This window comes from Pseudomonas sp. BNK-15, from assembly GCF_047456105.1.
Taxonomy (GTDB): Bacteria; Pseudomonadota; Gammaproteobacteria; order Pseudomonadales; family Pseudomonadaceae; genus Aquipseudomonas; species Aquipseudomonas putida_E.
The window spans coordinates 4,215,435-4,240,127 of record NZ_CP179898.1 but is presented as its reverse complement, the minus strand read 5'-3'; the positions used below and the strand labels follow the sequence as shown (position 1 = coordinate 4,240,127).

At 64.9% G+C, this 24,693-nt stretch carries 22 protein-coding genes; 12 read left to right on the top strand and 10 right to left on the bottom strand.

The genetic code is table 11. From position 1 onward, the window contains the following. Positions 1–114: 114 nt before the first annotated feature. The 3 genes from ACMGF5_RS19370 (at position 115) to ACMGF5_RS19360 (ending at position 1,784) form a co-directional block, all read left to right on the top strand. On the top strand, positions 115–1,101 hold the full coding sequence (locus ACMGF5_RS19370) for a hypothetical protein (RefSeq protein ID WP_012314046.1): 987 nt from the start codon (positions 115–117) through the stop codon (positions 1,099–1,101). A gap of 73 nt (positions 1,102–1,174) precedes the next feature. Further along, positions 1,175–1,354, top strand: coding sequence for a CsbD family protein (locus tag ACMGF5_RS19365; protein WP_012314045.1), 180 nt, complete (start codon positions 1,175–1,177; stop codon positions 1,352–1,354). A 214-nt stretch (positions 1,355–1,568) separates the two neighbouring features. Next, positions 1,569–1,784 carry a TIGR02450 family Trp-rich protein gene (locus tag ACMGF5_RS19360; protein ID WP_012314044.1) on the top strand — a complete coding sequence of 72 codons (216 nt, stop codon included), beginning with the start codon at positions 1,569–1,571 and terminating at the stop codon, positions 1,782–1,784. A gap of 51 nt (positions 1,785–1,835) precedes the next feature. On the opposite strand, the gene ACMGF5_RS19355 is transcribed toward ACMGF5_RS19360, so the two are convergent. Beyond that, positions 1,836–2,606, bottom strand: a complete 771-nt coding sequence (locus tag ACMGF5_RS19355) for an IclR family transcriptional regulator (protein ID WP_119688774.1) — start codon at positions 2,604–2,606, stop codon at positions 1,836–1,838. 176 nt (positions 2,607–2,782) lie between these two features. On the opposite strand from ACMGF5_RS19355, the gene ACMGF5_RS19350 reads away from it, so the two are divergent. Genes ACMGF5_RS19350 through ACMGF5_RS19335 form a run of 4 tightly spaced genes read left to right on the top strand, consistent with a single transcriptional unit; the run spans position 2,783 to position 7,348 of the window. Continuing rightward, a complete protein-coding gene (locus tag ACMGF5_RS19350) occupies positions 2,783–3,592 on the top strand; it encodes a shikimate dehydrogenase family protein (protein WP_115275141.1) in 810 nt (269 codons plus the stop codon). 4 nt (positions 3,593–3,596) lie between these two features. Next, positions 3,597–5,330, top strand: coding sequence for an FAD-dependent oxidoreductase (locus ACMGF5_RS19345; protein WP_119688773.1), 1,734 nt, complete (start codon positions 3,597–3,599; stop codon positions 5,328–5,330). Next, the gene (locus tag ACMGF5_RS19340; RefSeq protein ID WP_414157095.1) at positions 5,315–5,635 is read left to right on the top strand and encodes an NIPSNAP family protein; all 321 of its coding nucleotides are present in this window, start codon (positions 5,315–5,317) and stop codon (positions 5,633–5,635) included. Before ACMGF5_RS19345 ends, ACMGF5_RS19340 begins: the two co-directional genes overlap by 16 nt. A gap of 21 nt (positions 5,636–5,656) precedes the next feature. Beyond that, on the top strand, positions 5,657–7,348 hold the full coding sequence (locus tag ACMGF5_RS19335; protein ID WP_414157094.1) for an FAD-dependent oxidoreductase: 1,692 nt from the start codon (positions 5,657–5,659) through the stop codon (positions 7,346–7,348). Positions 7,349–7,441: 93 nt separating this feature from the next. Here ACMGF5_RS19335 and ACMGF5_RS19330 read toward each other — a convergent pair whose 3' ends face one another. The 3 genes from ACMGF5_RS19330 to ACMGF5_RS19320 form a co-directional block, all read right to left on the bottom strand. After that, entirely contained in the window at positions 7,442–8,257 is an 816-nt protein-coding gene (locus ACMGF5_RS19330; RefSeq protein ID WP_115275145.1) for a sugar phosphate isomerase/epimerase family protein, read from the bottom strand. A 51-nt stretch (positions 8,258–8,308) separates the two neighbouring features. Then, complete coding sequence (locus ACMGF5_RS19325; RefSeq protein ID WP_251962358.1) at positions 8,309–9,361, bottom strand: Gfo/Idh/MocA family protein; 1,053 nt, start codon at positions 9,359–9,361, stop codon at positions 8,309–8,311. A 164-nt stretch (positions 9,362–9,525) separates the two neighbouring features. Further along, positions 9,526–10,302, bottom strand: a complete 777-nt coding sequence (locus tag ACMGF5_RS19320; protein WP_012314036.1) for an IclR family transcriptional regulator — start codon at positions 10,300–10,302, stop codon at positions 9,526–9,528. A 185-nt stretch (positions 10,303–10,487) separates the two neighbouring features. Between ACMGF5_RS19320 and ACMGF5_RS19315 the strand changes: the two genes are divergently transcribed. After that, the gene (locus tag ACMGF5_RS19315) at positions 10,488–12,200 is read left to right on the top strand and encodes an FAD-dependent oxidoreductase (RefSeq protein WP_414157093.1); all 1,713 of its coding nucleotides are present in this window, start codon (positions 10,488–10,490) and stop codon (positions 12,198–12,200) included. 12 nt (positions 12,201–12,212) lie between these two features. Here ACMGF5_RS19315 and ACMGF5_RS19310 read toward each other — a convergent pair whose 3' ends face one another. The 6 genes from ACMGF5_RS19310 to ACMGF5_RS19285 form a co-directional block, all read right to left on the bottom strand. Next, positions 12,213–13,505 (bottom strand): OprD family porin, encoded by a 1,293-nt coding sequence (locus ACMGF5_RS19310; protein ID WP_414157092.1) that lies wholly within the window; start codon positions 13,503–13,505, stop codon positions 12,213–12,215. A 137-nt stretch (positions 13,506–13,642) separates the two neighbouring features. Beyond that, the gene (locus ACMGF5_RS19305) at positions 13,643–14,956 is read right to left on the bottom strand and encodes an MFS transporter (protein WP_012314033.1); all 1,314 of its coding nucleotides are present in this window, start codon (positions 14,954–14,956) and stop codon (positions 13,643–13,645) included. Between the two features lie 209 nt (positions 14,957–15,165). Further along, on the bottom strand, positions 15,166–15,807 hold the full coding sequence (locus ACMGF5_RS19300; protein ID WP_046785571.1) for an N-carbamoylsarcosine amidohydrolase: 642 nt from the start codon (positions 15,805–15,807) through the stop codon (positions 15,166–15,168). A gap of 14 nt (positions 15,808–15,821) precedes the next feature. Further along, positions 15,822–16,574: an Asp/Glu racemase gene (locus tag ACMGF5_RS19295; RefSeq protein ID WP_115275151.1), complete on the bottom strand. Its 753-nt coding sequence runs from the start codon at positions 16,572–16,574 to the stop codon at positions 15,822–15,824. Between the two features lie 13 nt (positions 16,575–16,587). Then, positions 16,588–17,394, bottom strand: coding sequence for an N-formylmaleamate deformylase (gene nicD, locus ACMGF5_RS19290; protein WP_046785573.1), 807 nt, complete (start codon positions 17,392–17,394; stop codon positions 16,588–16,590). After that, the gene (locus ACMGF5_RS19285; protein WP_012314029.1) at positions 17,391–18,539 is read right to left on the bottom strand and encodes an FAD-dependent monooxygenase; all 1,149 of its coding nucleotides are present in this window, start codon (positions 18,537–18,539) and stop codon (positions 17,391–17,393) included. Before ACMGF5_RS19285 ends, nicD begins: the two co-directional genes overlap by 4 nt. Before the next feature lie 327 nt (positions 18,540–18,866). Between ACMGF5_RS19285 and ACMGF5_RS19280 the strand changes: the two genes are divergently transcribed. From ACMGF5_RS19280 to ACMGF5_RS19265, 4 genes are all read left to right on the top strand, one after another. Further along, on the top strand, positions 18,867–19,919 hold the full coding sequence (locus ACMGF5_RS19280) for a 2,5-dihydroxypyridine 5,6-dioxygenase (RefSeq protein WP_046785574.1): 1,053 nt from the start codon (positions 18,867–18,869) through the stop codon (positions 19,917–19,919). Between the two features lie 68 nt (positions 19,920–19,987). Then, entirely contained in the window at positions 19,988–20,464 is a 477-nt protein-coding gene (locus ACMGF5_RS19275) for a MarR family winged helix-turn-helix transcriptional regulator (protein WP_012314026.1), read from the top strand. Positions 20,465–20,631: 167 nt separating this feature from the next. Beyond that, on the top strand, positions 20,632–21,099 hold the full coding sequence (locus ACMGF5_RS19270; protein ID WP_046785575.1) for a (2Fe-2S)-binding protein: 468 nt from the start codon (positions 20,632–20,634) through the stop codon (positions 21,097–21,099). Between the two features lie 15 nt (positions 21,100–21,114). Beyond that, positions 21,115–24,678 carry a molybdopterin cofactor-binding domain-containing protein gene (locus ACMGF5_RS19265; protein WP_414157091.1) on the top strand — a complete coding sequence of 1,188 codons (3,564 nt, stop codon included), beginning with the start codon at positions 21,115–21,117 and terminating at the stop codon, positions 24,676–24,678. The last annotated feature ends 15 nt before the right edge of the window (positions 24,679–24,693 follow it).

Below are 24,693 nucleotides of genomic sequence, written 5' to 3'. Positions count from 1 at the left end.
CGATCAGGTGCGGATGCGCCAATACAGCCTTGCATGTGACCTGCAAACTGGCCCTGACGTTGCACTTGGCCTGTGTTGCCGGTGCTGCCGGAACTTACCCACGAGGATGCATAGATGACTGAATCGTACGTGACCACCCCAACCAACGCTGTCAGCCCGCTACGGGTATCGTGGAGCGCCGTGTTTGCAGGCGGCGCCATCGCCCTGGCCAGCTACCTGGTACTCAGCGTACTGGGCACGGCCATTGGCGCCGGAGCCATGAACCCGATGGCCGACGGCAATCCGCTGCAGGGCTTTGGGACCGGCGCTGGGGTGTGGCTGTTCATCAGCACCCTGCTCTCGGTCGCAGCCGGTGCCTGGGTCGCCGGGCGTACCGCGCCCACCCGCGGCGGCCTGCATGGCCTGTTGAGCTGGACGGTGACCACTCTGCTGGCTACCTGGTTGCTGGCTTCGTTGGCCGGCACCGTAGTTGGCACTGCCGGCAATATCGCTGGCAAAGGCCTGTCGCTGGCAGCTGACGGTGTCGCCGCCGCCGCACCCAGTGTGAGCCAGGGCATCAAGGAGCAACTGAACAAGAATGGCATCTCGCTGGACTGGGACAACCTGGAAGCGGAGTTGGACAAAACCTTGGCGCAGTCCGGCAAGGCTGAACTGGCCCCTTCGTCCCTGGAGCAGCAGGCCGATCAGGCCCAGGCTCAGGGAGAGTCGGCAGGGCGCGTCGCGGCCGAGGACCCGACCCAGGCCGTCGACCAGCTCAAGCAGTGGTTCGAGCGGGTGCGCAAGGCCGGTGAACCTGCCCTGAGCGCGGCAGACAAGCAAGCTTTGGTCAACATCGTCGCTGCGCGCACCGGCAAGAGCCAGCAGGAGGCCCAGCAGGTGGTCGATAACTACGCCCGTGCCTACCAACAGGCCGCCGAGCAAGTGAAAGTGCTCAAAGAGCAGGCCGAGCAACAGGCTCGCGAAGCCGCCCAGGTAGCCGCCAGCAACGTATCGAAAGCCGCCTGGGGCACCTTGGTAACCCTGCTGATCGGTGCCGCCTTGAGTTTTGGCGTAGGCCGCTTCGCGCTGACGTCTCGCAAGACCCGCGTCGCCACGGTGTGAGTCGCAACGCAAACGCTGTATGAACGCTTCACCCAACCCACGTTTCACTGATGTCTGTTGAAGGAGAACGACCATGAGCAGCACTTCGGACAAAGTAAAAGGCTTGGCCAACGAAGCCGTCGGCAAGGTCAAACAAGCCGTAGGCAAAGCCACTGGCAACACGGAGCTGGAGGTCAAAGGCAAGGTGCAGGAGAAAAAAGGCGAAGCTCAGCAGGTAGTCGCTGATGTCAAGGACGCGGTCAGCAAGGATTGACCATTGCGCTTGAGCCTATACAAACGGTCGCCTGAGGGCGGCCGTTTGCTATTTGGCGGCATACCCTTCTCGGCCAACGGCCGAGCCATGACGCGAGCACTCCATTGCGCACAGCGATCGACCGACCAAATGCTTCCCGTGCAAGTATCATCAGCTACTTGTCTGTTTGTATAACGATCAGCATGCAGGCCGCACTCTCGCCCAAGGAGCAATGATGAACCGCTTCAACCCTGGCAAATTGAAACTCTCGAAATGGACAGCGCGACACCCTGAGAACCGCGAAAAGCACTTTCTGGTGACCGACCTGGAGCTGGATGAAGAGGGGCATGTGCTGCGTGTGGAACTGGAAGCGGTACACAGCAAGCGCAGCCAGTGGCTGGACTGGCGGGTACTGCGCGACCCCGAGGTATGGCTGATGGGCTGGCAGTGAAAACGGCCTGATCCGCTGCGGCCCCGATCGTGCTCAACACACGCTCCCCGGTCAGCCAAATACCGGTTTCAGCAAGGCCTGCGCCTCATAGAGCGGTGGCAGGTAACGCAGCCGTATCTCATCCATGCTCAGCCGCGATGCATGGGTAGTGATGGTCAGTGTCGCCTTGAGCTGCCCCGCCCGGTCCAGTAACGGCACGCCGATTACGCGCATGCCGACTTCGAACTCCTGATCGACGATGCAGTAGCCCTGCTCGCTCACCTGCTGCAACGTCGCGTCCAGCAGCGCCCTGTCGGTCTGGGTGTAGGGCGTCAGCGGGTGTAGCGGGTTACGGGCGAAATAGTCATCGCGCTGCGCTTGGTCCAAAGCCGCCAGCCAGACCCTCCCGCCGGCAGTGCAGTACATCGGCACCCGCGAGCCGGGCCGTATCGACAGTGATGCGATGTGGCTGTAGCGGCTGCGCACCAAGTGGATGATTTCATCATCGTCGCGTGTGCCCACCGAGACATGCTCCTGGGTCTGGCGCGCCACTTGCTCGACGATCGGGCGCAGCATGCGTGGCAACTGCGCCGAGTCCACATAGGCCTGGCCGATACGCAGGGCCTTGGGGGTCAGCCAGTAGTGACGGTTGTCGGTTTCGGCGAAGCCTTCATGCACCAGGGTCAGCAGAAATCGGCGCGCTGCGCTGGGCGTAAGGCCAGCTTGCCTGGCCGCCTGGGGCACCGTCAGGCGTGGCTGCTCGGCGTTGAACAGCTGCATGAGCGCCAGGCCTTTCTGTAAACCGGCAATCAGGTCGCGGGGGTGAGTCTGGGGTTTGTCCATTGGCTGCACTCGTGAGTGGGGAGAATCGTGCCGCTGAGCAGTGCTAAACAGCGCCTATGCTGCGAATATCGCTTTATCAATGCGATTATCGCATCAAACCGTTGGCAAGCGCATTGTGACAACGCCGCCGCCGCATCACCCTGACTTCCATAACAACACCCATAACGGAAGTCACCATGATCAAAGGTTCGACAGCGCTGGTCGCCATCGTCGGTTCGCCCATCGCCCAGGTGAAATCGCCTGAAAACTTCAACACCTGGTTCAGCAACAATGGCCTTGACCTGGCCATGCTGCCCATCGACTTGCAGCACGCCGCGCTGGACGCTTTTATCGACACCCTGCGCGGCTGGCGCAACCTGCGCGGTTGCGTGGTGACCGTGCCCTACAAGCAGGCATTTGCCACCCGCCTGGACGGCCTGAGCGAACGTGCAGCAGCCCTGGGCTCGGTGAACGTGGTACGGCGCGAAAACGATGGCCGCCTGTATGGCGACAACGTAGACGGCGCAGGTTTTTTGGGCGCAGCACGCAAGCACGGCTTCGACCCTGCGGGCAAGCGAGTGCTGGTCATTGGTTGCGGCGGCGTCGGCAGTGCCATTGCCTACGCACTGGGTGAGGCCGGGGTCGCCCAGGTCACCCTAAGCGACCCGGAAACGTCGCGCGCTGCAGCACTTGCCGAGCTGCTGGGCAAGGCCTTCCCTGGCGTCGGCATCACCACTGCATACAGCGCGCTGGACGCCTTCGACCTGGTGGTCAACGCTTCGCCCGTGGGCATGGGCGGCACGGGCGAGCTGCCGCTGCCCGCTGCCCTGCTGGGCACGCTCAACGCCGCCACGCTGGTGGCCGATGTTGTCACCTCACCGGAGATCACCCCACTGCTGGAGCAGGCGCGCGAACGCGGCTGCGCAGTCCAGACTGGCGCGCAAATGGCCTTTGCGCAGCTTGGCCACCTGGGCGCCTTCATGGGCGTCACGCCACTGGAGATCTGAGACCATGCCCCCTATCGAAAACGCGCAACCGGTGTACGACCTGGTCGTGCTCGGCAGCGGCGCCGGTGGCCTGGCTGCCGCCGCCACGGCATCACGCCTGGGCCTGAAGGTCCTGGTGGTGGAAAAGGCCGAACACTTTGGCGGTACCTCGGCGATCTCCGGCGGAGCAGCATGGTTGTATGGCTCCGATCAGGCGCGCGCCGCCGGTGCCCAGGATTCGCCCGAGGCCGTCAGGACCTACCTGAAAACCATCATCGGTACCGGCTACAACGCCGAACTGGTGGACGCCTTCATCGCGCGCGGGCACCAGGCGCTGCGCTGGCTGGAGCACAACACCGAACTGCGCTACGCACTGCGCCCGCACTCCCCGGACTATTACCCGGACGCACCCGGCGCCACGGCGTTCGGCCGGGCGCTGGAAATGGTCGAGTATGACGGCCGCCGCCTCGGCGCGCGCTTCAAGGACTTGAAGATGCCACCACCGGGCATGCTGTTGTTCGGCGCAATGATGGTCAACCGCGAGGACATTCAGCACTTCCTGAGCCTACGCCGCTCACCCCGGTCACTGTGGCATTGCCTGAAACTGATGGCGCGCTACGCACTGGACCGTGTTCGCCACCACCGTGGCACGCGCCTGACCACGGGGAACGCGCTGGTCGCCCGCCTGGCCAGCACAGCCTTTGCCCACGGCGCGCACCTGTGGTTGCGCAGCGAAGCGCAGGCACTGATCGTCGAGCACGGCACGGTCACCGGCGTGGAAGTACAGCATGAGGGCCGCCGCACCCAGGTCCATGCCCGCGGCGGTGTGGTCTGCGCCATGGGCGGGTTTGCTGCGGGTGCGCTGGCTGCGGCCTACCGGCCGGCCCCTGACGCGCCACACCTCAGCATGTCCCCGCCCAGCAACGACGGTGCTGCTCTGCGCCTTGCCCAGGCGGTGGATGCAGCCCAGGGCGAGGGCCTGGTCGCCAACTTCTTCTGGGCGCCGGTTTCCGAGCGGCGCCATGCCAGTGGTGAGCGCGAGCGCTTCCCGCACCTGGTCACCGACCGCGCCAAGCCAGGGGTCATTGCGCTCGACCCGGCCGGGCGGCGCTTCGTCAACGAATCCAACTCCTATCACCACTTCGTCCAGGCCATGTTCGCCAACGGCATCAGCACCTGCTGGCTGGTCTGTGACGCCCAGGCCATGAACCGTTACGGCCTGGGCCTGGCACGGCCCAAACCGGTGGACAACACGGCCCTGATCGAAGCCGGCTACCTGCACCGCGCCGGCTCAGTGCAAGAGCTGGCCCGGGCCATGGGCGTGGCCACGCAGGTGCTGCAGGAAACACTGGAGCGCTTCAACGCCGACGCCCGCAGCGGCATCGACCGGCAATTTGACAAGGGCGGCAACAGCTACAACCGCTACATGGGCGACCCGCAGCACAAGCCCAACCCGTGCCTGGCGCCACTGGCCAAGGCCCCGTTCTACGCCATCCGTATTCACACCGGCGACCTTGGCTCCGCGCGCGGCCTGGTGACCGACGCCAACGCCAATGTACTCAACCGCGCCGGTGCGCCGATCGTAGGCTTGTATGCCGCCGGCAACGACATGAACGCGTTGATGAATGGCACCTATCCAGGCCCAGGGATCACCCTCGGCCCTGCCCTCACCTTCGGCTGGATCGCTGCCAGCCATATCGCTGAACGCCTGCAAGCCCACAGCCCTGAAATGGAGACGCTCCCATGTACTACGAAATGAGAACCTACACCCTCGACCCACTGAAAATGGCTGACTGGCTGGCCCTCTACCAAAGCCAGGCACTGGCGGTGCAGTGCGAACACCTGGGCAACCTGGTCGGCTTCTTCACCAGCGAATTCGGTGAGGTGAACCAGGTGGTGCACATCTGGGGTTATGCCAGCCTGGACCAACGCAGCGAACGCCGTGCGGCGATGGCCGCAGACCCGCGCTGGGCGGAGTTTTCACGGCGCAACCGTGAACTGGGCGCCGTACTGCGGCTGCAATCACGCCTGCTGCGGCCTACAGGCTTCTCGCCGCTGCAGTGAAAACGGAACCGGAGTGCACCCATGCAACCCCTTGAGTGTGACGTACTTGTCATCGGCTCCGGTGCCAGCGGCCTGGCTGCGGCGGTTACCGCCGCGCACCACGGCCTGAAGGTGATCGTGGCGGAAAAAGCCCCCCGGCTTGGCGGGACCAGCGCCTGGTCGGGCGGATGGCTATGGATACCGCGCAACCCGCTGGCCGTGGCCGAAGGCCTGGTCGAAACCGACGATGCACCAGAGCGCTACCTGCGTGCCCAGACCCGCGTCGCTGAACTGGACGCACGCCAACTGGCGTTCCTGCGCCATGGCCCCGCAATGGTGGCGTTCTTCCAGCAGCACACCCGCGTGAAGTTCCAGTGCGGTACGAAGCTCCCCGACATGCGTGAAGGCGACGGCAGCGCCCACGGCGGGCGAGCACTGTGTGCACTGCCCTATGACGGCCGCCTGCTCGGGCCCTGGATACACAGGCTGCGGCCACCGCTGGACATCGTCAGCCTGGCCGGCATGGGCATCGCCGGTGGCACGGACATGGCAGCTTTCTTCAATGCTCGCCAATCGCCCAGGGCGGCGTGGCATGTGGCCAAACGCCTGCTGCGTCACGGGCGCGACCTGTTGCTGCACCGGCGCGGTTTGCAACTGGTCAACGGCAACGCGCTGATGGCCCGCCTGCTGCGCAGTGCCCTGGACCTGGGCGTCACGCTGCTGACCGACAAAGCGGCCATTGCCTTGCTGGGGGACGCACGCATCACCGGCGCGCAGTGTGCCGATGGCCAGCTGATCCAGGCGCGGCGTGGCGTGGTGCTGGCCTGTGGCGGCTTTGCCCATGACCGCCAGCGCATCGCGCAACTGATGACGCACGCGCCCGATGGGGTTGGCCATTACTCTGCCGCGCCGCCGGAAAACAGCGGCGATGGCCTGCGCCTGGGAGAGCAGGCTGGCGCCCAGGTCGCTACCACCTTGGCCCATGCCGGTGCCTGGGCGCCGGTATCGCAGGTGCCGCGCGGCGATGGCCGCGCTGGGCATTTCCCGCACCTGATCGACCGCGCCAAGCCTGGTTTCATTGCAGTGCGCAGTGACGGCCGACGCTTTGTCAACGAGGCGGACTGCTACCACGACTTCATGAATGCGCTGTTCGCCGCTACGCCAGAGGGCGAGCCTTATGAGGCCTGGTTGATCTGCGACCACGCCGCGCAGCGTCGCTATGGCATCGGCTGGGCCAAACCGTTTCCCTTCCCTGCCCGCTTCTATGAACGGCGTGGCTACCTGTTGCGCGGCAACGACCTGGCGCAACTGGCCGCGCGTTGTGGCATAGATGGCCAGCAATTGCAGGGCACTGTGGCGCGTTTCAATCAGCATGCGGCGCAGGGCGTGGACCCTGACTTTGGCCGCGGCGCCTCGGCGTACAACCGGGCGCAGGGTGAGCCTGAACAGGCGCCGAACCCTTCGCTGCGGCCCCTGCTGCGCGGCCCTTTTTATGCAGTGAAGTTGCTGCCGGGCAGCCTCGGCACCTTTGCCGGGCTGGGCACCGATGCTTCGGCGAGGGTGCTCGATGGTGCAGGGCAAGCCATACCGGGGCTGTTTGCCGTGGGCAATGACATGCACAGCATTATGGGCGGGCACTACCCCAGTGGCGGTATCACACTGGGGCCCGGGATGACCTTTGGGTACCTCGCGGGCCTGGCGCTGTGCGGATCACCGCAGCCCGGACAGGCCTGATCAGCTCCTGCCGGAACCGCGCAGTTCTTGAGGTCTGCGCTTTACCTGTGGGAGTCGGCTTGCCGGCGATGGGCCGCAAAGCGGCCCCTTGGCTCAAATCAACGCCAATACCGCCCGGGCCTTCTCCAGCGCCATCCGCGCACGCTGTTCGCCACTGACGCCCTGCTCCAGCAGTTGCCGCGTGGGGATCTCCAGGCTTAACGGAACACTCGCTGGCAACCCGCGCAACAGGCCCGTCAGGTCGGCATCACCCTCCCCCGGAAAACGCCGCTCGTTACGGGCCTGGCGCAAGATTTCATCCATGTCTGCCGGCACCGGCCCAGCCACGTCACACAACTGGGCGTAGCGCATGCGCTGCGGGGCCAGGCGCGCCAGGTCGTCGAGCGACGACCCGGAGCGGTTGAAATGAAAGGCATCCACCAGTACGCAAGCGTTCGGGCGGTCTGCGTTGGCAACGATGCGCATGGCCTGTTGCAGGTCGCGAACGTCGGTCCAGGGCATGAACTCCAGATGCGGGTGAATACCGTAGCCGGCAGCCAGGTCGCACAATTGAGCGAAGCGCTCGGTGAGGCGCGCCTCGCTCGGGTCGTTGCCGGCAACCAGCAGTTCGCTGCCGCCAAGCTCGGCACCGACCGCCAGCATCGGCTCGAAATCGGCCACGCAGGTGTCGGGTTTGAGACGCAGGATTTCCAGGTCCAGGACTTTGATGCCAGTGTCGCGCAGGCGCGCCTGGGTCTGGCGGCGCAGCTCGGCATCGGTAACCAGCGGGAAGTGCTGCTCTTCGCTGGTCGCTGGCAGCAAGCGCAGGCCAACGTGGCTGTAACCGGCACGGGCGGCGGCTTCGACCATTGCCGGGGGTGACAGCTCCAGTACGGTGAGCGCGGCCAGGGAAAAGATTCGATCAGTCATGCGGGTTACCTGCGGGCAAATGGGTACGGGGCGAAAGAACGCTCACGCGGCTCACACGATTGTCTCTGGCGCGCAAGCCCGGCCGGTGGCGGCCGCCTGGCGGATCGCCTCGATCAACGCCAAGGTGCGGCCACCGTCAGCGGCATCGGTCAGTGGCGCTTCCTGCCCACGGGCAACACGGACAAAGTGCTGCAACTGCAGGGTCAATGCCGCCCCCGCCGGGATGCCCGCCTCGCTCTGCAGCAACGGTGTATGCCAACCCGAGTTTGCCTCGGCGTACTGCCAGTGCTTGAGCTGCGGGATGCTCAGCGCTCCCCGGGTGCCGGCCAGCAGGTAGCAGGGTTGGTCTGCCTGGCGTGGATAGACAGGGCTTTCTCCCGAGCTCAGCTCCCAGCTCCACGGCGCTGCCACCGCATCGGAGCCGGTCAGGCTGCCCAGCGCACCGTTGGCGAACTCCAGCAGCACTGCCGCGCTGTCCTCGTTGGCAAAGCCGCGCACCTGGTTACGGGTGAACGCCTGCACCTGTACCACCTCGCCGCACAGGTAGCGCAGCAGGTCGAGGTCGTGGATCAGGTTGGTCAGCAGGAAACCGGCGCCGGGCTCGCGGCGCCATGGGGTGTCGAAATAGCTGTCGGGCTTTTGCAACTGCCACAGCGCGGTGACGTTGACCAACCGGCCCAAGGCCCCTTCGGCGATCACGCCCCGCGCGCTGGCAATCAGCGGGTTGTGCCGCCGGTGGTGGCCGACCAGCACCGGCACGCGACAGCGGCGCGACGCCTCCACCAGCGCCCGCACTTCATCCAGGTGCACTCCCACCGGTTTTTCTACCAATACCGGCACGCCGGCTTCGACACAATCGAGGGCGGTGGCCACGTGCAGGTTGTTCGGATTGGCCACGATCACGGCCTCGGGGCGCACAACCTCCAGCATCTGCCGGTGATCGGCGAAATACGCCACCCCGCACTCGGCGGCGAAGGCTTCAGCCTGGGGGCCGGGGTCGGCCACCGCGCACAACTGCGCTTGCGGCACCTGGCTCAGATGCTGGTAATGCTGGCGGCCCATGATGCCGGCGCCAATCAGGGCAATGCGAAGGGGCGCGTTCAACGGGCGGTCCTCTTTTCGTTGTTGTTCTGGTAACTTCGGAACCCAGTTCCAAAATCAGCTATCGCTAATTTAGAACTGCGGTCCGCTTTGCAAAAGGACGCTGGGCATAGAGTGTGCGGTAATCGACCGGAAAGTTCAGAGGCAGGCCCGTGCTGCCGTGCATGTCAGGCAAACAACTCACTCGCCTGACTGGCTGCCGACAACTCCTCCACCGCCGCCAACAACAACGGCGCCAGCTCCGGCAGGCGTGCTTGCGAAAGGCGCGCACTGGGCCCGGCAATGCTCAGCACGCCAATGACCTCGTTACCCTGCGGCCGACGCACCACCGCAGCCAGGGCCGAGGTACCGACTGCCGAAGTTTGCTCGACCCAGGCATAACCCCGCTCACGGGCGCCCGCCAGGTAGCTCAGCAACTGTTCAGTGGAGCGCGGCGCGTTGGGGCCGAATTGCTCGGGGTCGGCAATGCCCTGGCGCAGGACCATCTGCAGCGCCTCGTCATCGCTCAGGCTGGCCAGCCAGGCATGCCCGGAGGCGGTGTAGAACAGGGGCGCATCGCGACCCATGTCCGGGTCGTAACGCAACCCGGACCGGGCGCCCTGGGATTTGGCGATCCAGGTCTGGCGGGCGCCGTCGATCACGCCCAGGCGCACCAGCTCGCCGCTTTCCTGGGCCAGGCGGTCGAGTATCGGCTGAATGATGTCGGCGCCGCTGCTGGACAGGTAGCGAAAGCCCAGCGCCACCAGCTTGGCAGACAACTGGTAGCGGCTGTTGTCACGGTTCTGGCGTACGTAGCCCAGGCGCGCGAGTTCAGCGAGCATGCGATGGGCTGCGCTCTTGGGGATCTGAAGCTGGTCAGCCAGGGTTTGCAGGCCCAGGCCCTGGGGCTCGGCGGCAAGGCTTTCTACAAGACTGAAGGCGCGTTCGATCTGACTACCGGCCATGACAGGGTTTCCTGATAAAGAAGGCAAATTCTGGAAGATGATTCCATATCCTCATGGGCCACCGCAGCTGACCCGCTCTGAAGTGTCCGTTTATCGACCACTACTTACTGGCGTCACTTGCATCCCGGCGGGTCAACCAAGAAGAATATGGAACCTTGTTCCAATAATAATACCGGAGACCCGCAATGCCCACCGACACCTTGCAAGCCAAATGCGATGTACTGGTCATTGGCTCCGGCGCCGCCGGGCTGGCTGCTGCGGTCACGGCTGCCTGGCATGGGCAGCGGGTTACCCTTGTGGAAAAAGACCCGGTGTTCGGCGGCGCCACGGCCTGGTCCGGCGGCTGGGCCTGGGTGCCGCGCAACCCGCTGGCGCGCCGCGCCGGTATCGAAGAAGACATCGAGCAGCCACGCACTTACCTGCGCAACGAACTGGGCGCGCATTACGATGCGCAGCGCATCGACGCCTTTCTCGAAGCCTGCCCGCACATGGTCGCCTTTTTCGAGAAACACACGGCCCTGCAGTTCGCTGAGGGCAACGCCATCCCCGACATGCACGGCGACACTCCTGGCGCCGCCACCGGTGGGCACCAGGTCATCGCCGCCCCTTATGACGCCCGCGAACTCGGTGCGCTGTTGCCACGCTTGCGCAGGACACTGCGCGAAACCTCGTTCATGGGCATGCCGATCATGGCTGGCGCCGACCTTGCGGCCTTTCTCAACATGACCCGCTCGCCCCGCGCCTTCTGGCATGTGTGCAAGCGCTTCAGTCGCCACCTGTACCACCTTGCCCGCCATGGCCGGGCCATGCACCTGGTCAACGGTGTGGCACTGGTGGCGCGCCTGGCCAAGTCGGCCGAAGACCTGGGCGTGCGCCTGCTTGAGTCTGCGCCAGCCAAACGCCTGCTGATGGAGGACGGCCAGGTGCGTGGCGCGGTGATCGGTACAGCGCAGGGCGACATTACGCTTCGCGCCAAAGCCGTGGTGCTGGCCGCTGGTGGCTTTGCTCACGACCCCGTGCGGCGCCGGCAATTGTTCCCGCGCGATGCCAGTGGCCACGACAACCTCGCACTGCCGCCGCCGTCGTGCTCCGGCGACGGCCTGCGCCTGGGCGAATCAGCCGGCGGCGTGGTAGCCACCGACCTGAAGTCGGCGGTCGCCTGGGCCCCGGTGTCCAAGGTAGCGCACCGTGATGGCAGCGTCGGCCACTTCCCGCACATCATCGAACGCGGCAAGCCGGGCATCATCGGTGTGCTGGCCAACGGCAAGCGCTTCGTCAACGAGGCGCACGGCTACTACGACTATGTCGCCGCCATGCTCGACGCCGTACCGCAAGACGAGCAAGCTTGCTCCTGGCTGATCTGTGACCACCGCTTCCTGCGCCGGTATGGCCTTGGCCACGCCCGCCCCGCCCCGCTGCCGGTGTGGCCACACCTGCGCAGCGGTTACCTCAAGCGCGGTGCCAGCCTGGAACTGCTGGCCCGCGCCTGCGGCATCGACCCTGCGGGGCTGAGTGCCACGGTGGCCGAGTACAACCGCCACGCGCGCCAAGGCCAGGACCCTGAGTTCGGGCGCGGCAGCACCCCGTTCAACCGCAAACAGGGCGACCCCCAACACAAGGGGCCCAACCCCTGCGTCGCGCCGATCGAGCAAGGCCCGTTCTACGCGGTCAAGGTGCAGCCCGGCTGCTTCGGCACCTTCGCCGGCCTGCGCACCGACGGCCACGCACGTGTGCTGGATGAACACGGCCAGCCCATCGGCGGCCTGTATGCAGCGGGCACCGACATGGCCAGCGTGTTCGGCGGCTGGTACCCGTCAGGGGGTATCAACCTGGGCCCGGCGCTGACGTTCGGTTATGTGGCCGGTCGGCATATCGCCGGGGCCCAGGCGCAGGAGTAAGCCAGCCCGGGGTCAGAACAGCTTTACCGTATAACTGAGGATCAACCGGTTCTCGTCAATGTCCGTGCGGTAGTTCGAGCGGGCCATCACGTTGCGAACCCGCACCCCCAGCCCGGCCAGGGGGCCGCTCTGCACCACATAGGCAAGGTCCAGATCGCGCTCCCGGTCACGCCCCTCGAAGCCCAGGCCGGTCTCCACGTCACGCCCCTTCACATAGCGCAGCGTCGAGGTCAGCCCGGGTATCCCCAGCGCAACGAAGTTGTAATCGTGACGAACCTGCCACGAGCGCTCACCGGGCGCTGCGAACTCATAGGTGGGCAGGGTATTGCCCATCGGGTTGGTGTTGGCGCCAACCTGGATGAACCCGTCGTCCCCGCCGATCTGCTGGTACCCCACATAGAAGGTATGGCCACCCGTTTTGGCCGAGAACAGGCTGAACAGCGCATGGTTGTCGTAACGGCCTGCGATCTGCCGGCCATCCTCCTGGGCATCGAAGTAGCCGGCATTCACCCCCAGGGTCCAGTCACCCAAAGGTTCGGCGTGTTTGAGGCTGTAGAAACGCTGCTGGTAGATGTCTTCCAGTTGCGCTTGCCACACGCCGACCTGGGTACGGTTGTCGTTGAACGCATAGTCCGCGCCGACATAGTTGAAACGATCACTGGTGAATCGCGCCAACCGTGAAGGGTTGATCGGGTCATTGACCAGGGCATACATCTTCTGGCTGTTGGAGGAGTCGCGCAGGCTGGTGGAGCGAAACTGCCCGGCGCTCAAGGTCAACCCGGCAAACTCGCGGGACTCGAGCATGGCGCCCTGGTAGGTCGGCGGCAGCAGGCGCAGGTCGCTGAACAGCAACACCGGTAGGTTGGGCATCAATTCGCCCACCTTCAGTTCGGTGCGCGACACCTTGAATTTCACCGCCGCGCCAAGGCGGCTGTAATCGTCTGCCGACTGGCCGCTGTCAAGGCTGGGCAACAGCCCTGACCTGGCATGCGCGGGGCTGCTGTCGAGCTTGAAGCCCAGTAGCCCGGTGACGTCCATGCCAACGCCGATGGGGCCTTGGGTGTAGCCAGAGGAGGCATTGAGGATGAAGCCCTGGGCCCACTCCTGGGTGCGCGACTGGGTGCTCGCGCCTTTGATATCGGCATAATCGCGGCTGAAGAAATAATTGCGCGCTTGCAGCGTAGCACTGGCGCCCTCGATGAAACCGGCCTCTTCGGCCGTCGCTTCAGCACAGAGGGCTGCGGCGATACAGCCGCCAGCCAGGCGCGCGGTCGGGGAATGACGCTGTGGCATGTTAACGGGCATTTGAAACGACTCCTGGATTCGGGCAACAGCTCCCCGCCGCAGTGGCCTTGAGGCCACCCGCGCGGAGTGTTTTTGGAAGGGTCTTCAAGCGGCCTGGCTGGCCCGCTTGCACTGCCGTGACGCGAAGGGTCAGGCCGTTATCGGTTGACCAGCTTGGCCGGCAAGGCGATGACCAGGAAGCAGCTGAGCAGCAAGCAGAGGGCGAACACCCACAGCGCCGCATGGGAGGTGCCGGTCAGGTCGGTGACCATCCCCATCAGCGAGTTGCTCACCAGCCCCGCGATGTTGGCCAGCGAACACGCCAAGGCGAAACCGGTCGCCGCAGCGGTGCCTTTGAGGAAGGTCGCCGGCAGGCTGAAGAACACCGGCACCGCGCCGATGATGGCTGCCGAGGCGATGGCGAACAGCAGCACGGTCATCACCAGGTTCTGGCTGAACAGGGTGCTGCTGGCCATGGCAATTGCACCGATGATGAAGGGCACGATGATGTGCCAGCGGCGTTCGCGATGACGGTCGGAACTGGCCCCGATCATCAACATGCCAAGCAATGCCGCCAGGCTCGGGATCGCCGTGAGCAGGCCGATATGGAAGGTATCGCTGACACCGGCGTCGCGGATGAAGGTGGGCATCCAGAAGCCCATGGCGTAGGCGCTCAGCAGGATCGAGAAATCGATGCCACCGAGCATCCACACTTTCAGGTTGAAGAAACCGTCGCGGAAGCTGTGCTTGCTGCCCTTGCCTTCGGCATCGTCGGCGGCAAGGTCGGCGGCCAGTTGTGCCTTGTCGTCTGCGGACAGCCACTTGGCCTGCTGGAAGTTGTTCGGCAATGCCCAGAACGTCAGGATACCGAGCAGCACACTGGGGATCGCCTCCAGCAGGAACAGCCATTGCCAGCCCTGCAGGCCATGCACCTGGTCGAAGTGGCCCATGATCCAGCCCGAGATCGGCCCGCCGATCACACTCGACAGCGGCAGCCCGATCATGAACAGCGCGATGATGCGCCCGCGCCGATAGGTCGGGTACCACATGGTCAGGTAAAACAGCACCCCCGGCAGGAAGCCCGCTTCGGCCGCCCCGAGCAGAAAGCGCAGGACGTAGAACTGCGTGGTGGTGGTGACGAACATGGTGCAGGCCGAGAGCAGGCCCCAGGTGATCATGATGCGGGCGATCCACAGCTTGGCGCCGACGCGCTGCAGGACCAGGTTGCTTGGCACCTCGAAGATGATGTAGCCGACGAAGAACAGGCCCGCCCCCAAGCCATAGGCTGCGGTGCTGAACTGCAGGTCTTCGAGCATCTGCAGCTTGGCGAAGCCGACGTTGATGCGGTCCAGGTAGGCCGCAAGGTAGCAGAAGCACAGGAACGGTATGAGCCTCCAGGTGATCCTGCGGTAAAGCGCTTGAGTCGATTGGTCGATGTCGCTGTGGACCGCTGTTGCATTCGCAATTGGCATTTCCTGTCTCCTGGCGGGTGACTTTGTGGTTTTGTTTTCAGGCCAGCAGTTTTCGACGCTCCGGGCGCGCCGCGCACTATACGCGGCGTTTGAGGATGGCGTCACAAGACCCCGGGTGCTCCTGCGGGGTGGCCGCCCGCACAGCGGACGGTCATGCAACGGGCTTCCCGCGCCGTTACTTGATTGTTATGGGTGCAAGGTGTGCGGTTTCAGCTGGCCAGGCGCTGGAGTTGCGCCATGGCTTCCTGCAGGCTGACGACATCGCCGTACTTGCTGTCGATGTCGAACAGGTTTGCTTCGTGCGGCGCGGGGTGGCGATCACCGACGCACTCACGCACCACGATGGTTCGCAAGCCGTGCTGCAGCGCATCCACCGCACTGGCGCGGATGCAGCCACTGGTGGAGCAGCCGGCCAGCACCACGGTGTCGATCCCTTGTGCATGCAGCAGCGGTGCCAGGCTGGTGCCGAAGAACGCGCTGGCGTACTGCTTGGTGAGCACCGGCTCATCAGCCCGTGGCACGACGGCCTCGCAGAACGCCGCCAGCGGGTTGCCTTCGACCATGTCCTTCATTACCGGCGCCTTGCGTACCCACACGCCGCCGTCGGCAAAATGCGGGGCCTGGTAGCGGATATTGGTATGGACCACCAGCGTACCGCAGTCCCGGGCCAATGCCAGCAGCACGGCAGCCTGCTCGACCGCCGTCACCACGCCGGGGGCGTAGAGCGGCGCACCGGGGGTGGTGTAGCCCTGCATGAAGTCGATCATCAGCAGGGCTGCCTTGCGCCCGAAGCCGATACGCTGACCCCATACGCCCTGGTAGTTGTCGCTGGCGCTTTGTGCGTCGCTCATGTTCGTCTCCCGATTCAGTAGGCGCCCGACAGCAAGGCGCCAGCGCCCGGAACCACCGGTTCCAGGTCCAGCGCCTTGAGCATGGCGTAGGTGGTGGCGATGGCAGCGGTGACCACCGGTTTGCCGGTTTGCGCCTCGACCTTGGCGACTGCCGGCAGCGACTGCATCTGCACGCAGGCTGAAAGCACCACCACATCGACGCCCTCAAGGTTCATGCCGGCGACGATGCCCGGCAGGTTGGCCGGGTCGTGACGGGCCACGGCGAGGTTGTCGGGGATTTCCAGCGCGCGCCAGTCCTGCACCTCGAAGCCTTCCTCACGGATGTAGTTGACCACCAGTTCGGTCAACGGCTTCATGTAGGGCGCGACGATGGCGATGCGCTTGGCCTTCATCACGTGCAGGGCTTCCACCAGCGCACCGGCACTGGTGATGACCGGCGCCAGTGCGTCGTTGTCGGCAGTGGCTTTTTGCAACCGCTTCTCTGACTGGCGGTGGTACCCCAGCCCCATGGCCATGATCGCCACCAGGCAGGCATAGCCGAGCACGTCCACCTTGGCGTCTGACAGTTCCACTGCGCAGCGGTCGGACTCGCCGTCCATCGCCGCCAGTTCTTCCTTCTTCACCTGCTTCATGCGCATGCGGCTGGAGTGGAAGGTGAAGCGCTCCGGGCGGATCGCCTGGCGGGCCAGGAGCATCGCCGGGATCTCGGTTTCCATGGTGGTGTTCGAACTCGGCACGATCTGGCCGATACGGTAGGGCTTGGTCATGTCGCGTGCTCCTTCAGACAAGGGGGTGGCCCAGGAAATCACCGAAGGCGGCAAAGAAGCCTTCGAGGTCATCCCAGGGAATCATGTGGCCGGCGTTGTCGACGTGAGCGACCTGGATGTCCGGCTTGAGCTCACGGATCTCGGCGATGTCCTGGGGCTGGATCACCCCGCCTCGCCCCGCCACCATCAGCAATGCCGGTTGGCGCACGTGGGGCAAGTCCTGGTGGATGTCCACCTGGTGGAAATCGTTGAAGGCACGCACGATCGCAGGCTCGTGGCAGGTGTGCAGCCACTCGGCGCGCAGCGCCAGCTGCTCGTCGGTCCAGGTTGCACAGAAGGCGCGCATGTCGTCACCGCTCATGCCACTGCAGGCCTGCCGGATAGAGTCGACGTACCACGGCAGCTTGCTCGGGTATTCGCGCCGACCCGGCCCGGATACCGGCGGGTCGACCAGCACCAGGCGCTGCAGCCCGGGCGCCCCTTGCGCGGCGGCGCGGATGGCGAAACGCGCGCCCATCGAATGGCCGACCAGGTGGTAGCTGGCCAGGCCCAGCGCCGCTGCGAACGCCGGAATGTCCGCAGCGCAGGCATCGGTGCCATAGTCCAGTGCAGGCCCGCTCGCGGACAGGCCGCGGCCGCGTACATCCAGCACATAGGTGTCGAACTGCTGCCCAAGGCGCTCGGCGACGAAGCCCCAGGTGATCGCCGGGCTGGTGATGCCCGGCACCAGGATCAGCGCAGGGCCCTTGCCGCCGTAACGCAGGTAATGCTGACGGATGCCATTGGCGTTGACGTTGCCGCCGGCGACGAAGGTGCTCATGCTGCCTCCCCGCTCTTGAGCGCCTGGCCGTAGAGGTCGTAGCCATAGACCCATGCCGGGTCTTCCTGGGTGTAGAGGAAGGTGTTGGCGTTGGAGACCGCCTGCACCCGCGAAGCGCGTTCCTTGCGGTTAGCCTCGTACAAAGCGAAGGCGGTGCGGTGGTCGGACAGCCCGGTCTCTTCCAGGCAACGGGTGAGCATCGCCGCATCCTCGATGGCCATGCACGCACCTTGCGCCATGTGCGGCTTCATCGGGTGGCAGGCATCCCCCAGCAGCACCAGGCGGCCACGGCTCCACAGCGGCAACGGGTTGCGGTTGCGCAACGGCCACTTGGTGATCGATTCGGTGGCGTCGATCAGCTTTTGCACCGTGGGGTGGTAGCCCTGGAACGCAGCACGCATTTCTTCCTGGCTGCTGTCCACGAACGGGCCCTGGAAGTCCCACGCTTCGTGCGGGACGCCGGTGACGAAGTAGTACTCGTCGCGCTTGCCGGTGGTGTAATAGACCATCATGTGGCGGTCTTCGGTCCACCATTTCACGCAGTCCTCGAACACGTCGGCATGTTGCGCCAGATGCTCGCCGCGGATCAGTGCACGGTGAGCCACCCAGCCGCTGTAGATCGGCGCTTCGACACCCAGCAGCGCTTCACGGATGCGCGAATGGATGCCGTCGGCACCGATGACGATGTCGGCCACGGTGTGGGTGCCGTCGGCGAAGTCCAGGCGTACCTGATCGCCGTCGTCCAGGATCTTCTCCAGGCGCTTGCCGAAGTGCACGGTGCCCGGCTTGATCGCATCGATCTGCAGGGCGTGCAGGTCGCCACGGTGAATGGTGATGTACGAGGCACCGTATTCACGGCGGGCGTAATCACCCAGCGGGATGCGCGCCAGGTAGTCACCGGTGTTGCCGTCGCGGCTGAACCAGAAATCCGGGTGCGACCCCATCAGCTCCAGCTTCTGCTCCAACCCCATGCGGCGGAATATCTTCATCACGTTAGGGCCGATGTGAATACCCGCGCCAAGGCGGGTGAACTCCGGTGCCTGCTCGTACACGTCGACTTCAAAGCCGGCCTGCTGCAACAAAGTGGCGGCGGCTGCCCCGCCCAATCCTGCACCGACGATTGCGATTTTCTGCCTGCCCCGCATAGGTATGTCCCCTCTTGTTCTGTGATGTAGTCAGCCGAACCGCCTGACGAATTAGAGTGTATACGCTGTATTTTTTTATTGGGAAGGGGAATATTCAAAAAAATTCAAACGGGTGATCGAAATCGGCGAGTCGGCTAGATGTAACCGTATCATCTAGGCTATGTGTGGATTTGTAACGTTTCAACGCACCACTTGCGCTTACAGGCCGGATACGCTTTCATCAACGGATATAGGGCGTACACACTATTAATTTGCACCGAGATAAAGCGCCCCGCACCACTGCGGTGCGGCATTTCGGTTTCATCGAGGCCTGCCAGGAGAAAGCTGATGCCGGTTAGCAACGCAGAACTGACCCAAATGTTCGAACACGTACTCAAACTGTCCCGGGTGGACGAAACTCAGAGCGTCGCCGTGCTCAAGAGCCACTACTCCGACCCGCGTACGGTCAGTGCCGCGATGGAAGCGGCGCAGCGGCTCAAGGCGAAGGTCTACGCCGTGGAATTGCCCGCGTTCAACCACCCCACGGCCATGGGCAACGACATGACCGCCTACTGCGGCGACACCGCCCTGACCGGCAACCTGGCAGCCCAGCGGGCGCTGGAAGCCGCCGACCTGGTCGTCGACACCATGATGCTGCTGCACTCACCCGAGCAGGAGCAGATCCTGAAGACCGGAACGCGCATACTGCTGGCGGTCGAACCCCCGGAAGTCCTGGCGCGCATGCTGCCCAGCGAAGACGACAAGCGCCGCGTGCTGGCCGCCGAAACCCAGCTCAAGCAAGCCCGCACGATGCAGGTGCGTTCCAGGGCCGGCAGTGATTTCCACGCCCCACTGGGCCAATACCCGGCCGTTACCGAATACGGCTATGCCGACGAGCCCGGCCGCTGGGACCACTGGCCAAGCGGCTTTTTGTTCACCTGGCCGAACGAGGACAGCGCCGAAGGCACGCTGGTACTGGATGTGGGCGACATCATCCTGCCGTTCAAGAACTACTGCCGCGAGCGCATCACCCTGGAGATCGAGAAAGGCTTCATTACCGGCATCCATGGCGGCTTCGAGGCTGAGTACCTGCGCGACTACATGAAGTACTTCAACGACCCCGAGGTCTACGGCATCTCCCATATCGGCTGGGGGCTGCAGCCGCGTGCCCAGTGGACCGCCATGGGGCTGCACGACCGCAACGACGGCATGTGCATGGATGCCCGCGCGTTCTATGGCAACTTCCTGTTCTCCACCGGCCCCAACACCGAAGTCGGGGGCAAGCGCAAAACCCCCTGCCATCTGGATATTCCGCTGCGCAACTGCGATATCTACCTGGATGACCAGGCCGTGGTGCTAGCCGGTGATGTGGTCGCGCCTGAGGAGTCCAAGGCGCGATAGTGGTTATACTGGCCCGGCGCCCCGTTCCGGGGGGCCGGCCAGCCAACCCACACAGCCCAAGCCAACCCATGTCGAATAAAAACACCCCCGCTCCCGCTGCACCCGACACTGCCCCCTACGACGTGACCGAACAGGTCGGCCACCTTTTACGCAAGGCCTACCAACGGCACACCGCGATTTTCCAGCAACAGGCGTGCGACCCGCAGTTGACCTCGATCCAGTTCGTCACCCTGTGCGCCCTGCGCGACCACGGCCCCAGCTCCCAAGCCGAACTGATCAAGGCCACCGCCGTCGATCAGGCGACCATCCGCGGCATTGTCGAACGCCTCAAGGCACGCGGGCTGATCGAGCTGTCACCAGACCCGGATGACCGGCGCAAGGTCATTGTCGGGCTCACCGACAGTGGCGCAGCCTTGCTCGATGCGATGATCCCCTGCGCCCGGCAAATCAGTGAACTGAGCATGGGCTGCCTGAACGCCGCAGAGCGGGTGGCGATCCTGTTTCTGCTGCGCAAGATGATCGACGGGGACGATCAGGCGGGCTGAGCGCGCCCAATACCCCGAGCAACCCCTACGGAATCGTCCCTGGCCTGCTTCTTGCCTGAACATTTCATGTAGTGAGTACTTACCTAAACAAGCGCACCACTTGAGTGGTTTGGTAGCGCAGGTACTCGCTTTTGAACGGCATGCAAACTTCCAGAGATGAGCCAACCATGCAAATCACCCTCCCCCTGCGGGTCAACGGCCAGGATGTCGAAGTCAGCGCCATGGCCGACACGCCCTTGCTCCTGGTCCTGCGCAACGACCTGCGCCTGAACGGCCCCAAGTACGGCTGCGGCCTGGGCGAGTGCGGGGCGTGCACGGTGATCATCGACGGCGTGGCCGCACGCGCCTGCGTGATCCCGCTGTCCGGCGCCGCCAACCGCGACATCACTACCCTCGAAGGCCTGGGTAGCAAGGCCGCGCCACACCCGGTGCAACAGGCGTTCATCGATGAGCAGGCCGCCCAGTGCGGCTACTGCATGAACGGCATGATCATGACCGCCAAGGCCCTGCTCGACCGCATCCCCGACGCCAGTGACGAACAGATCCGCAACGAACTGTCAGGCAACCTGTGCCGTTGTGGCACCCATGTCGAAATCCTGCGCGCGGTGCGCCGCGCTGCCGGCCGCCAGGCCTGAGACCCGGAGCAGAACATGAACCACTCCCAACACGTTCCCACCCGCGACCAGTTGCTGGGCAAAACCGGCGTACTGTTGATCGTCGACCAGATCACGCCGCCCTCGGGCCCTGTGGCCAAGGGTGTGACACCCACGGTCAAGGCGCGTGAACTGGCGCTGTTTCTTGCCGTAAGCGATGACGGCATGGTCTACGCCTTCAATGGCCACGTTGACCTGGGCACCGGCATCCGCACTTCGCTGGCTCAGATCGTTGCCGAAGAACTCGACCTGCGCATGGACCAGGTGCACATGGTGCTGGGTGATACCGAGCGGGCGCCGAACCAGGGCGCTACCATCGCCAGCGCGACCCTGCAGATTTCCGCCGTGCCGCTGCGCAAGGCCGCAGCGACAGCGCGGCGCTTCCTGCTGGAACAGGCGGGCCTGCGCCTGGGCTGCCCGGTGCAGGCGTTGCACATGGATGCCGGCATGCTGATTACCGAGGACGGCCGTACCCTGAGCTTTGCCGACCTGGTCGGCGGGCAGCGCCATCAACTGCACATTGCCGACGATGCGCCGCTCAAGGCCATCGAGGATTACCGCCTGGTGGGTCGCAGCGCGGCACGGGTGGACATCCCTGGCAAGGCGACCGGCGAGCTGACCTACGTCCACGACATGCGCCTGCCCGACATGCTGCATGGCCGGGTGATCCGCCCGCCCTATGCAGGCCATGACAGCGGCGAATTCGTCGGCAACAGCCTGCTGGCAGTGGACGAATCCTCTATTGCCCATGTGCCGGGGGTAATCGCGGTAGTGGTCATCCGTGACTTCGTCGGTGTGGTTGCCGAGCGCGAGGAGCAGGCGATCCGCGCTGCCCACGATTTGAAGCTCAGCTGGAAGCCGCTCACCGGCAAATTGCCCGACCTCAGCGATGTCGCCCAGGCAATCCGCGACAACCCCCGTGTGCAACGCACCGTGCTGGACCAGGGCGATGTCGACGCCGGCATCGCCAACGCCAGCCAGCGCCTGAGCCGCAGCTATCTCTGGCCCTACCAGTTGCATGGCTCGATTGGCCCCTCCTGCGCGCTCGCCGACTACACCGACGGGCAGATCCGCGTCTGGTCGGGCACCCAGAACCCGCACCTGCTGCGTGCAGACCTGGCCTGGCTGCTGGACTGTGCCGAACAACGCATCGAGATCATCCGCATGGAAGCGGCCGGCTGCTATGGCCGAAACTGCGCGGACGACGTCTGCGCCGATGCAGTGCTGCTGTCGCGTGCAGTCGGCCGCCCGGTGCGGGTGCAGCTGACCCGCGAGCAGGAGCATGCCTGGGAACCCAAGGGTACCGCGCAACTGATGGAAATCGATGGCGGCCTGAATGCCGACGGCACGGTCGCCGCCTACGATTTCCAGACCAGCTACCCCTCCAACGGTGCACCTACACTCGCCCTGCTGCTCACAGGCGCCGTGGAGCCGGTACCGGCACTGTTCGAAATGGGCGACCGCACCTCCATCCCACCCTATGACTACGAACACATGCGCGTCACCATCAATGACATGACGCCCTTGGTGCGCGCCTCGTGGATGCGTGGTGTGTCGGCCATGCCCAACAGCTTCGCCCATGAGTCCTACATCGACGAACTGGCCTTTGCAGCAGGCGTCGACCCGGTCGAGTACCGCCTCAAGCACCTCAGCGATCCGCGCGCCATCGACCTGGTCAAAGCCACGGCCGAGCGCGCCGGCTGGCAGCCGCGCACCGAGCCCATGCAGACACCCGCCAAAGGTGATGTGTTGCGCGGACGCGGTTTCGCCTATGCACGCTACATCCACAGCAAGTTCCCGGGCTTCGGGGCTGCGTGGGCGGCCTGGGTCGCCGATGTTGCAGTGGACCGGCGCACCGGCGAGGTCGCCGTGACACGTGTGGTCATCGGCCATGACGCCGGCATGATGGTCAACCCCGACGGGGTGCGGCACCAGATACACGGCAATGTTATTCAGTCCACCAGCCGTGTGCTCAAGGAGCAGGTGAGCTTCGAAGAATCGACGGTGGCGAGCAAGGAATGGGGCGGATACCCGATCCTGACCTTCCCCGAAGTACCGGCCATCGATGTAATGATGCTGCCGCGCCAACACGAGCCGCCGATGGGCAGCGGTGAATCAGCCTCGGTACCCAGTGCTGCAGCCATCGCCAACGCCGTGTTCGATGCCACCGGCATTCGTTTCCGCGAACTGCCGATCACGGCTGAGCGGGTGCGCGAGGCACTGAGCGGCGATGGCCAGGGCTCCAGCGGGCCGGCGCCGGCACAGCCCGCGCCGAAGCGCTCGAAATGGTGGTTCGGCTCAATCGCCGGAGTGTTCGGTGCCGCGTTGGGCATGGCCGCTACCGCCCTGCCCTGGCGCGCTGAAATCGCCCCGGTGACACCACCCGCTGCCGGCAGCTGGTCGGCCTCGATGCTCGAGCGCGGGCGCCAAGTGGCCGCTGCCGGCGACTGTGCTGTCTGCCATACGGTACAAGGCGGCAAGGTCAATGTCGGCGGCCTGGCGATGGAGACTCCGTTCGGTACGCTCTACAGCACCAATATCACTCCCGATCCGGATACCGGTATCGGCCGGTGGTCGTTCGCCGCCTTCGAGCGGGCCATGCGCGAGGGCATCAGCCGCGACGGCCGGCACCTGTACCCGGCCTTCCCCTACACCTCATTTCGCAACATCACTGACGCCGACATGCAGGCCCTGTACGCCTACCTGATGTCGCAAACGCCTGTATACCAGGCGCCCTCGGCCAATCAGATGCGCTTCCCGTTCAACCAGCGCCCCCTGATGGCCGGCTGGAACGCGCTGTTTCTCAAGCGCGGCGAATACCAGCCCGACCCGCAGCGCAGCGAGCAATGGAACCGCGGCGCCTACCTGGTCGACGGGCTCGGCCACTGCGCGGCGTGCCACTCGCCACGCAACCTGATGGGCGCGGAGAAAAGCGGCAACAGCTACCTTGCCGGCGGCATGGTCGATGGCTGGGAAGCGCCTGCACTCAATGCCCTGGGCAAGTCATCGACACCCTGGAGCGAGAATGAACTGTTCACCTACCTGAGCACCGGTTTTTCCGACAAGCATGGCGTGGCTGCCGGCCCCATGGGGCCGGTGGTCAGCGAACTGGCGACTTTGCCGCAAAGCGATGTACGCGCCATTGCCCATTACCTGGCCTCACTGGACGGCACGCCGCAAGCGGTCGCAGCCAAGGCGCCAGCGCAAGTCGACACCCAGGTGTCCCTGAGCAATGGCGAGCGGGTGTTCAAGGGCGCGTGCATGGCCTGCCACAGCGACGGGCTGGGGCCGAAGCTGTTCGGGGTCAGCCCGTCCATGGCTGTGAACAGCAATGTTCACAGCGCCCTGCCGGACAACCTGCTGCGCGTGATACTGCACGGCATACCGGCGCCGGCGACACGTGAGCTGGGCTACATGCCAGGGTTCAAGGACAGTTTGTCGAACCGCCAGGTGGCGGACCTTGCCGCTTACCTGCGCCAGCGTTTTGCGGCCCAAAAGCCGGCCTGGGAGGGGCTGGTGGCCAAGAGCGCCCAGGTGCGCGCCAACCCCGGCAGCCATTGACCCGTGCGCTTGCCC

Bases quoted from the DNA above. Each gene is read 5' to 3' on its own strand.
- ACMGF5_RS19265 (WP_414157091.1), top strand. From the start codon at position 21,115: ATGAACCACTCCCAACACGTTCCCACCCGCGACCAGTTGCTGGGCAAA.
- ACMGF5_RS19285 (WP_012314029.1), bottom strand. From the start codon at position 18,539: ATGCGGGGCAGGCAGAAAATCGCAATCGTCGGTGCAGGATTGGGCGGG.
- ACMGF5_RS19330 (WP_115275145.1), bottom strand. From the start codon at position 8,257: ATGACTGATCGAATCTTTTCCCTGGCCGCGCTCACCGTACTGGAGCTG.
- ACMGF5_RS19295 (WP_115275151.1), bottom strand. From the start codon at position 16,574: ATGACCAAGCCCTACCGTATCGGCCAGATCGTGCCGAGTTCGAACACC.
- ACMGF5_RS19370 (WP_012314046.1), top strand. From the start codon at position 115: ATGACTGAATCGTACGTGACCACCCCAACCAACGCTGTCAGCCCGCTA.
- ACMGF5_RS19340 (WP_414157095.1), top strand. From the start codon at position 5,315: ATGTACTACGAAATGAGAACCTACACCCTCGACCCACTGAAAATGGCT.
- ACMGF5_RS19310 (WP_414157092.1), bottom strand. From the start codon at position 13,505: ATGCCCGTTAACATGCCACAGCGTCATTCCCCGACCGCGCGCCTGGCT.
- ACMGF5_RS19360 (WP_012314044.1), top strand. From the start codon at position 1,569: ATGAACCGCTTCAACCCTGGCAAATTGAAACTCTCGAAATGGACAGCG.
- ACMGF5_RS19365 (WP_012314045.1), top strand. From the start codon at position 1,175: ATGAGCAGCACTTCGGACAAAGTAAAAGGCTTGGCCAACGAAGCCGTC.
- ACMGF5_RS19280 (WP_046785574.1), top strand. From the start codon at position 18,867: ATGCCGGTTAGCAACGCAGAACTGACCCAAATGTTCGAACACGTACTC.
- ACMGF5_RS19315 (WP_414157093.1), top strand. From the start codon at position 10,488: ATGCCCACCGACACCTTGCAAGCCAAATGCGATGTACTGGTCATTGGC.
- ACMGF5_RS19350 (WP_115275141.1), top strand. From the start codon at position 2,783: ATGATCAAAGGTTCGACAGCGCTGGTCGCCATCGTCGGTTCGCCCATC.
- ACMGF5_RS19305 (WP_012314033.1), bottom strand. From the start codon at position 14,956: ATGCCAATTGCGAATGCAACAGCGGTCCACAGCGACATCGACCAATCG.
- ACMGF5_RS19355 (WP_119688774.1), bottom strand. From the start codon at position 2,606: ATGGACAAACCCCAGACTCACCCCCGCGACCTGATTGCCGGTTTACAG.
- ACMGF5_RS19320 (WP_012314036.1), bottom strand. From the start codon at position 10,302: ATGGCCGGTAGTCAGATCGAACGCGCCTTCAGTCTTGTAGAAAGCCTT.
- ACMGF5_RS19275 (WP_012314026.1), top strand. From the start codon at position 19,988: ATGTCGAATAAAAACACCCCCGCTCCCGCTGCACCCGACACTGCCCCC.
- nicD (WP_046785573.1), bottom strand. From the start codon at position 17,394: ATGAGCACCTTCGTCGCCGGCGGCAACGTCAACGCCAATGGCATCCGT.
- ACMGF5_RS19300 (WP_046785571.1), bottom strand. From the start codon at position 15,807: ATGAGCGACGCACAAAGCGCCAGCGACAACTACCAGGGCGTATGGGGT.
- ACMGF5_RS19335 (WP_414157094.1), top strand. From the start codon at position 5,657: ATGCAACCCCTTGAGTGTGACGTACTTGTCATCGGCTCCGGTGCCAGC.
- ACMGF5_RS19345 (WP_119688773.1), top strand. From the start codon at position 3,597: ATGCCCCCTATCGAAAACGCGCAACCGGTGTACGACCTGGTCGTGCTC.
- ACMGF5_RS19270 (WP_046785575.1), top strand. From the start codon at position 20,632: ATGCAAATCACCCTCCCCCTGCGGGTCAACGGCCAGGATGTCGAAGTC.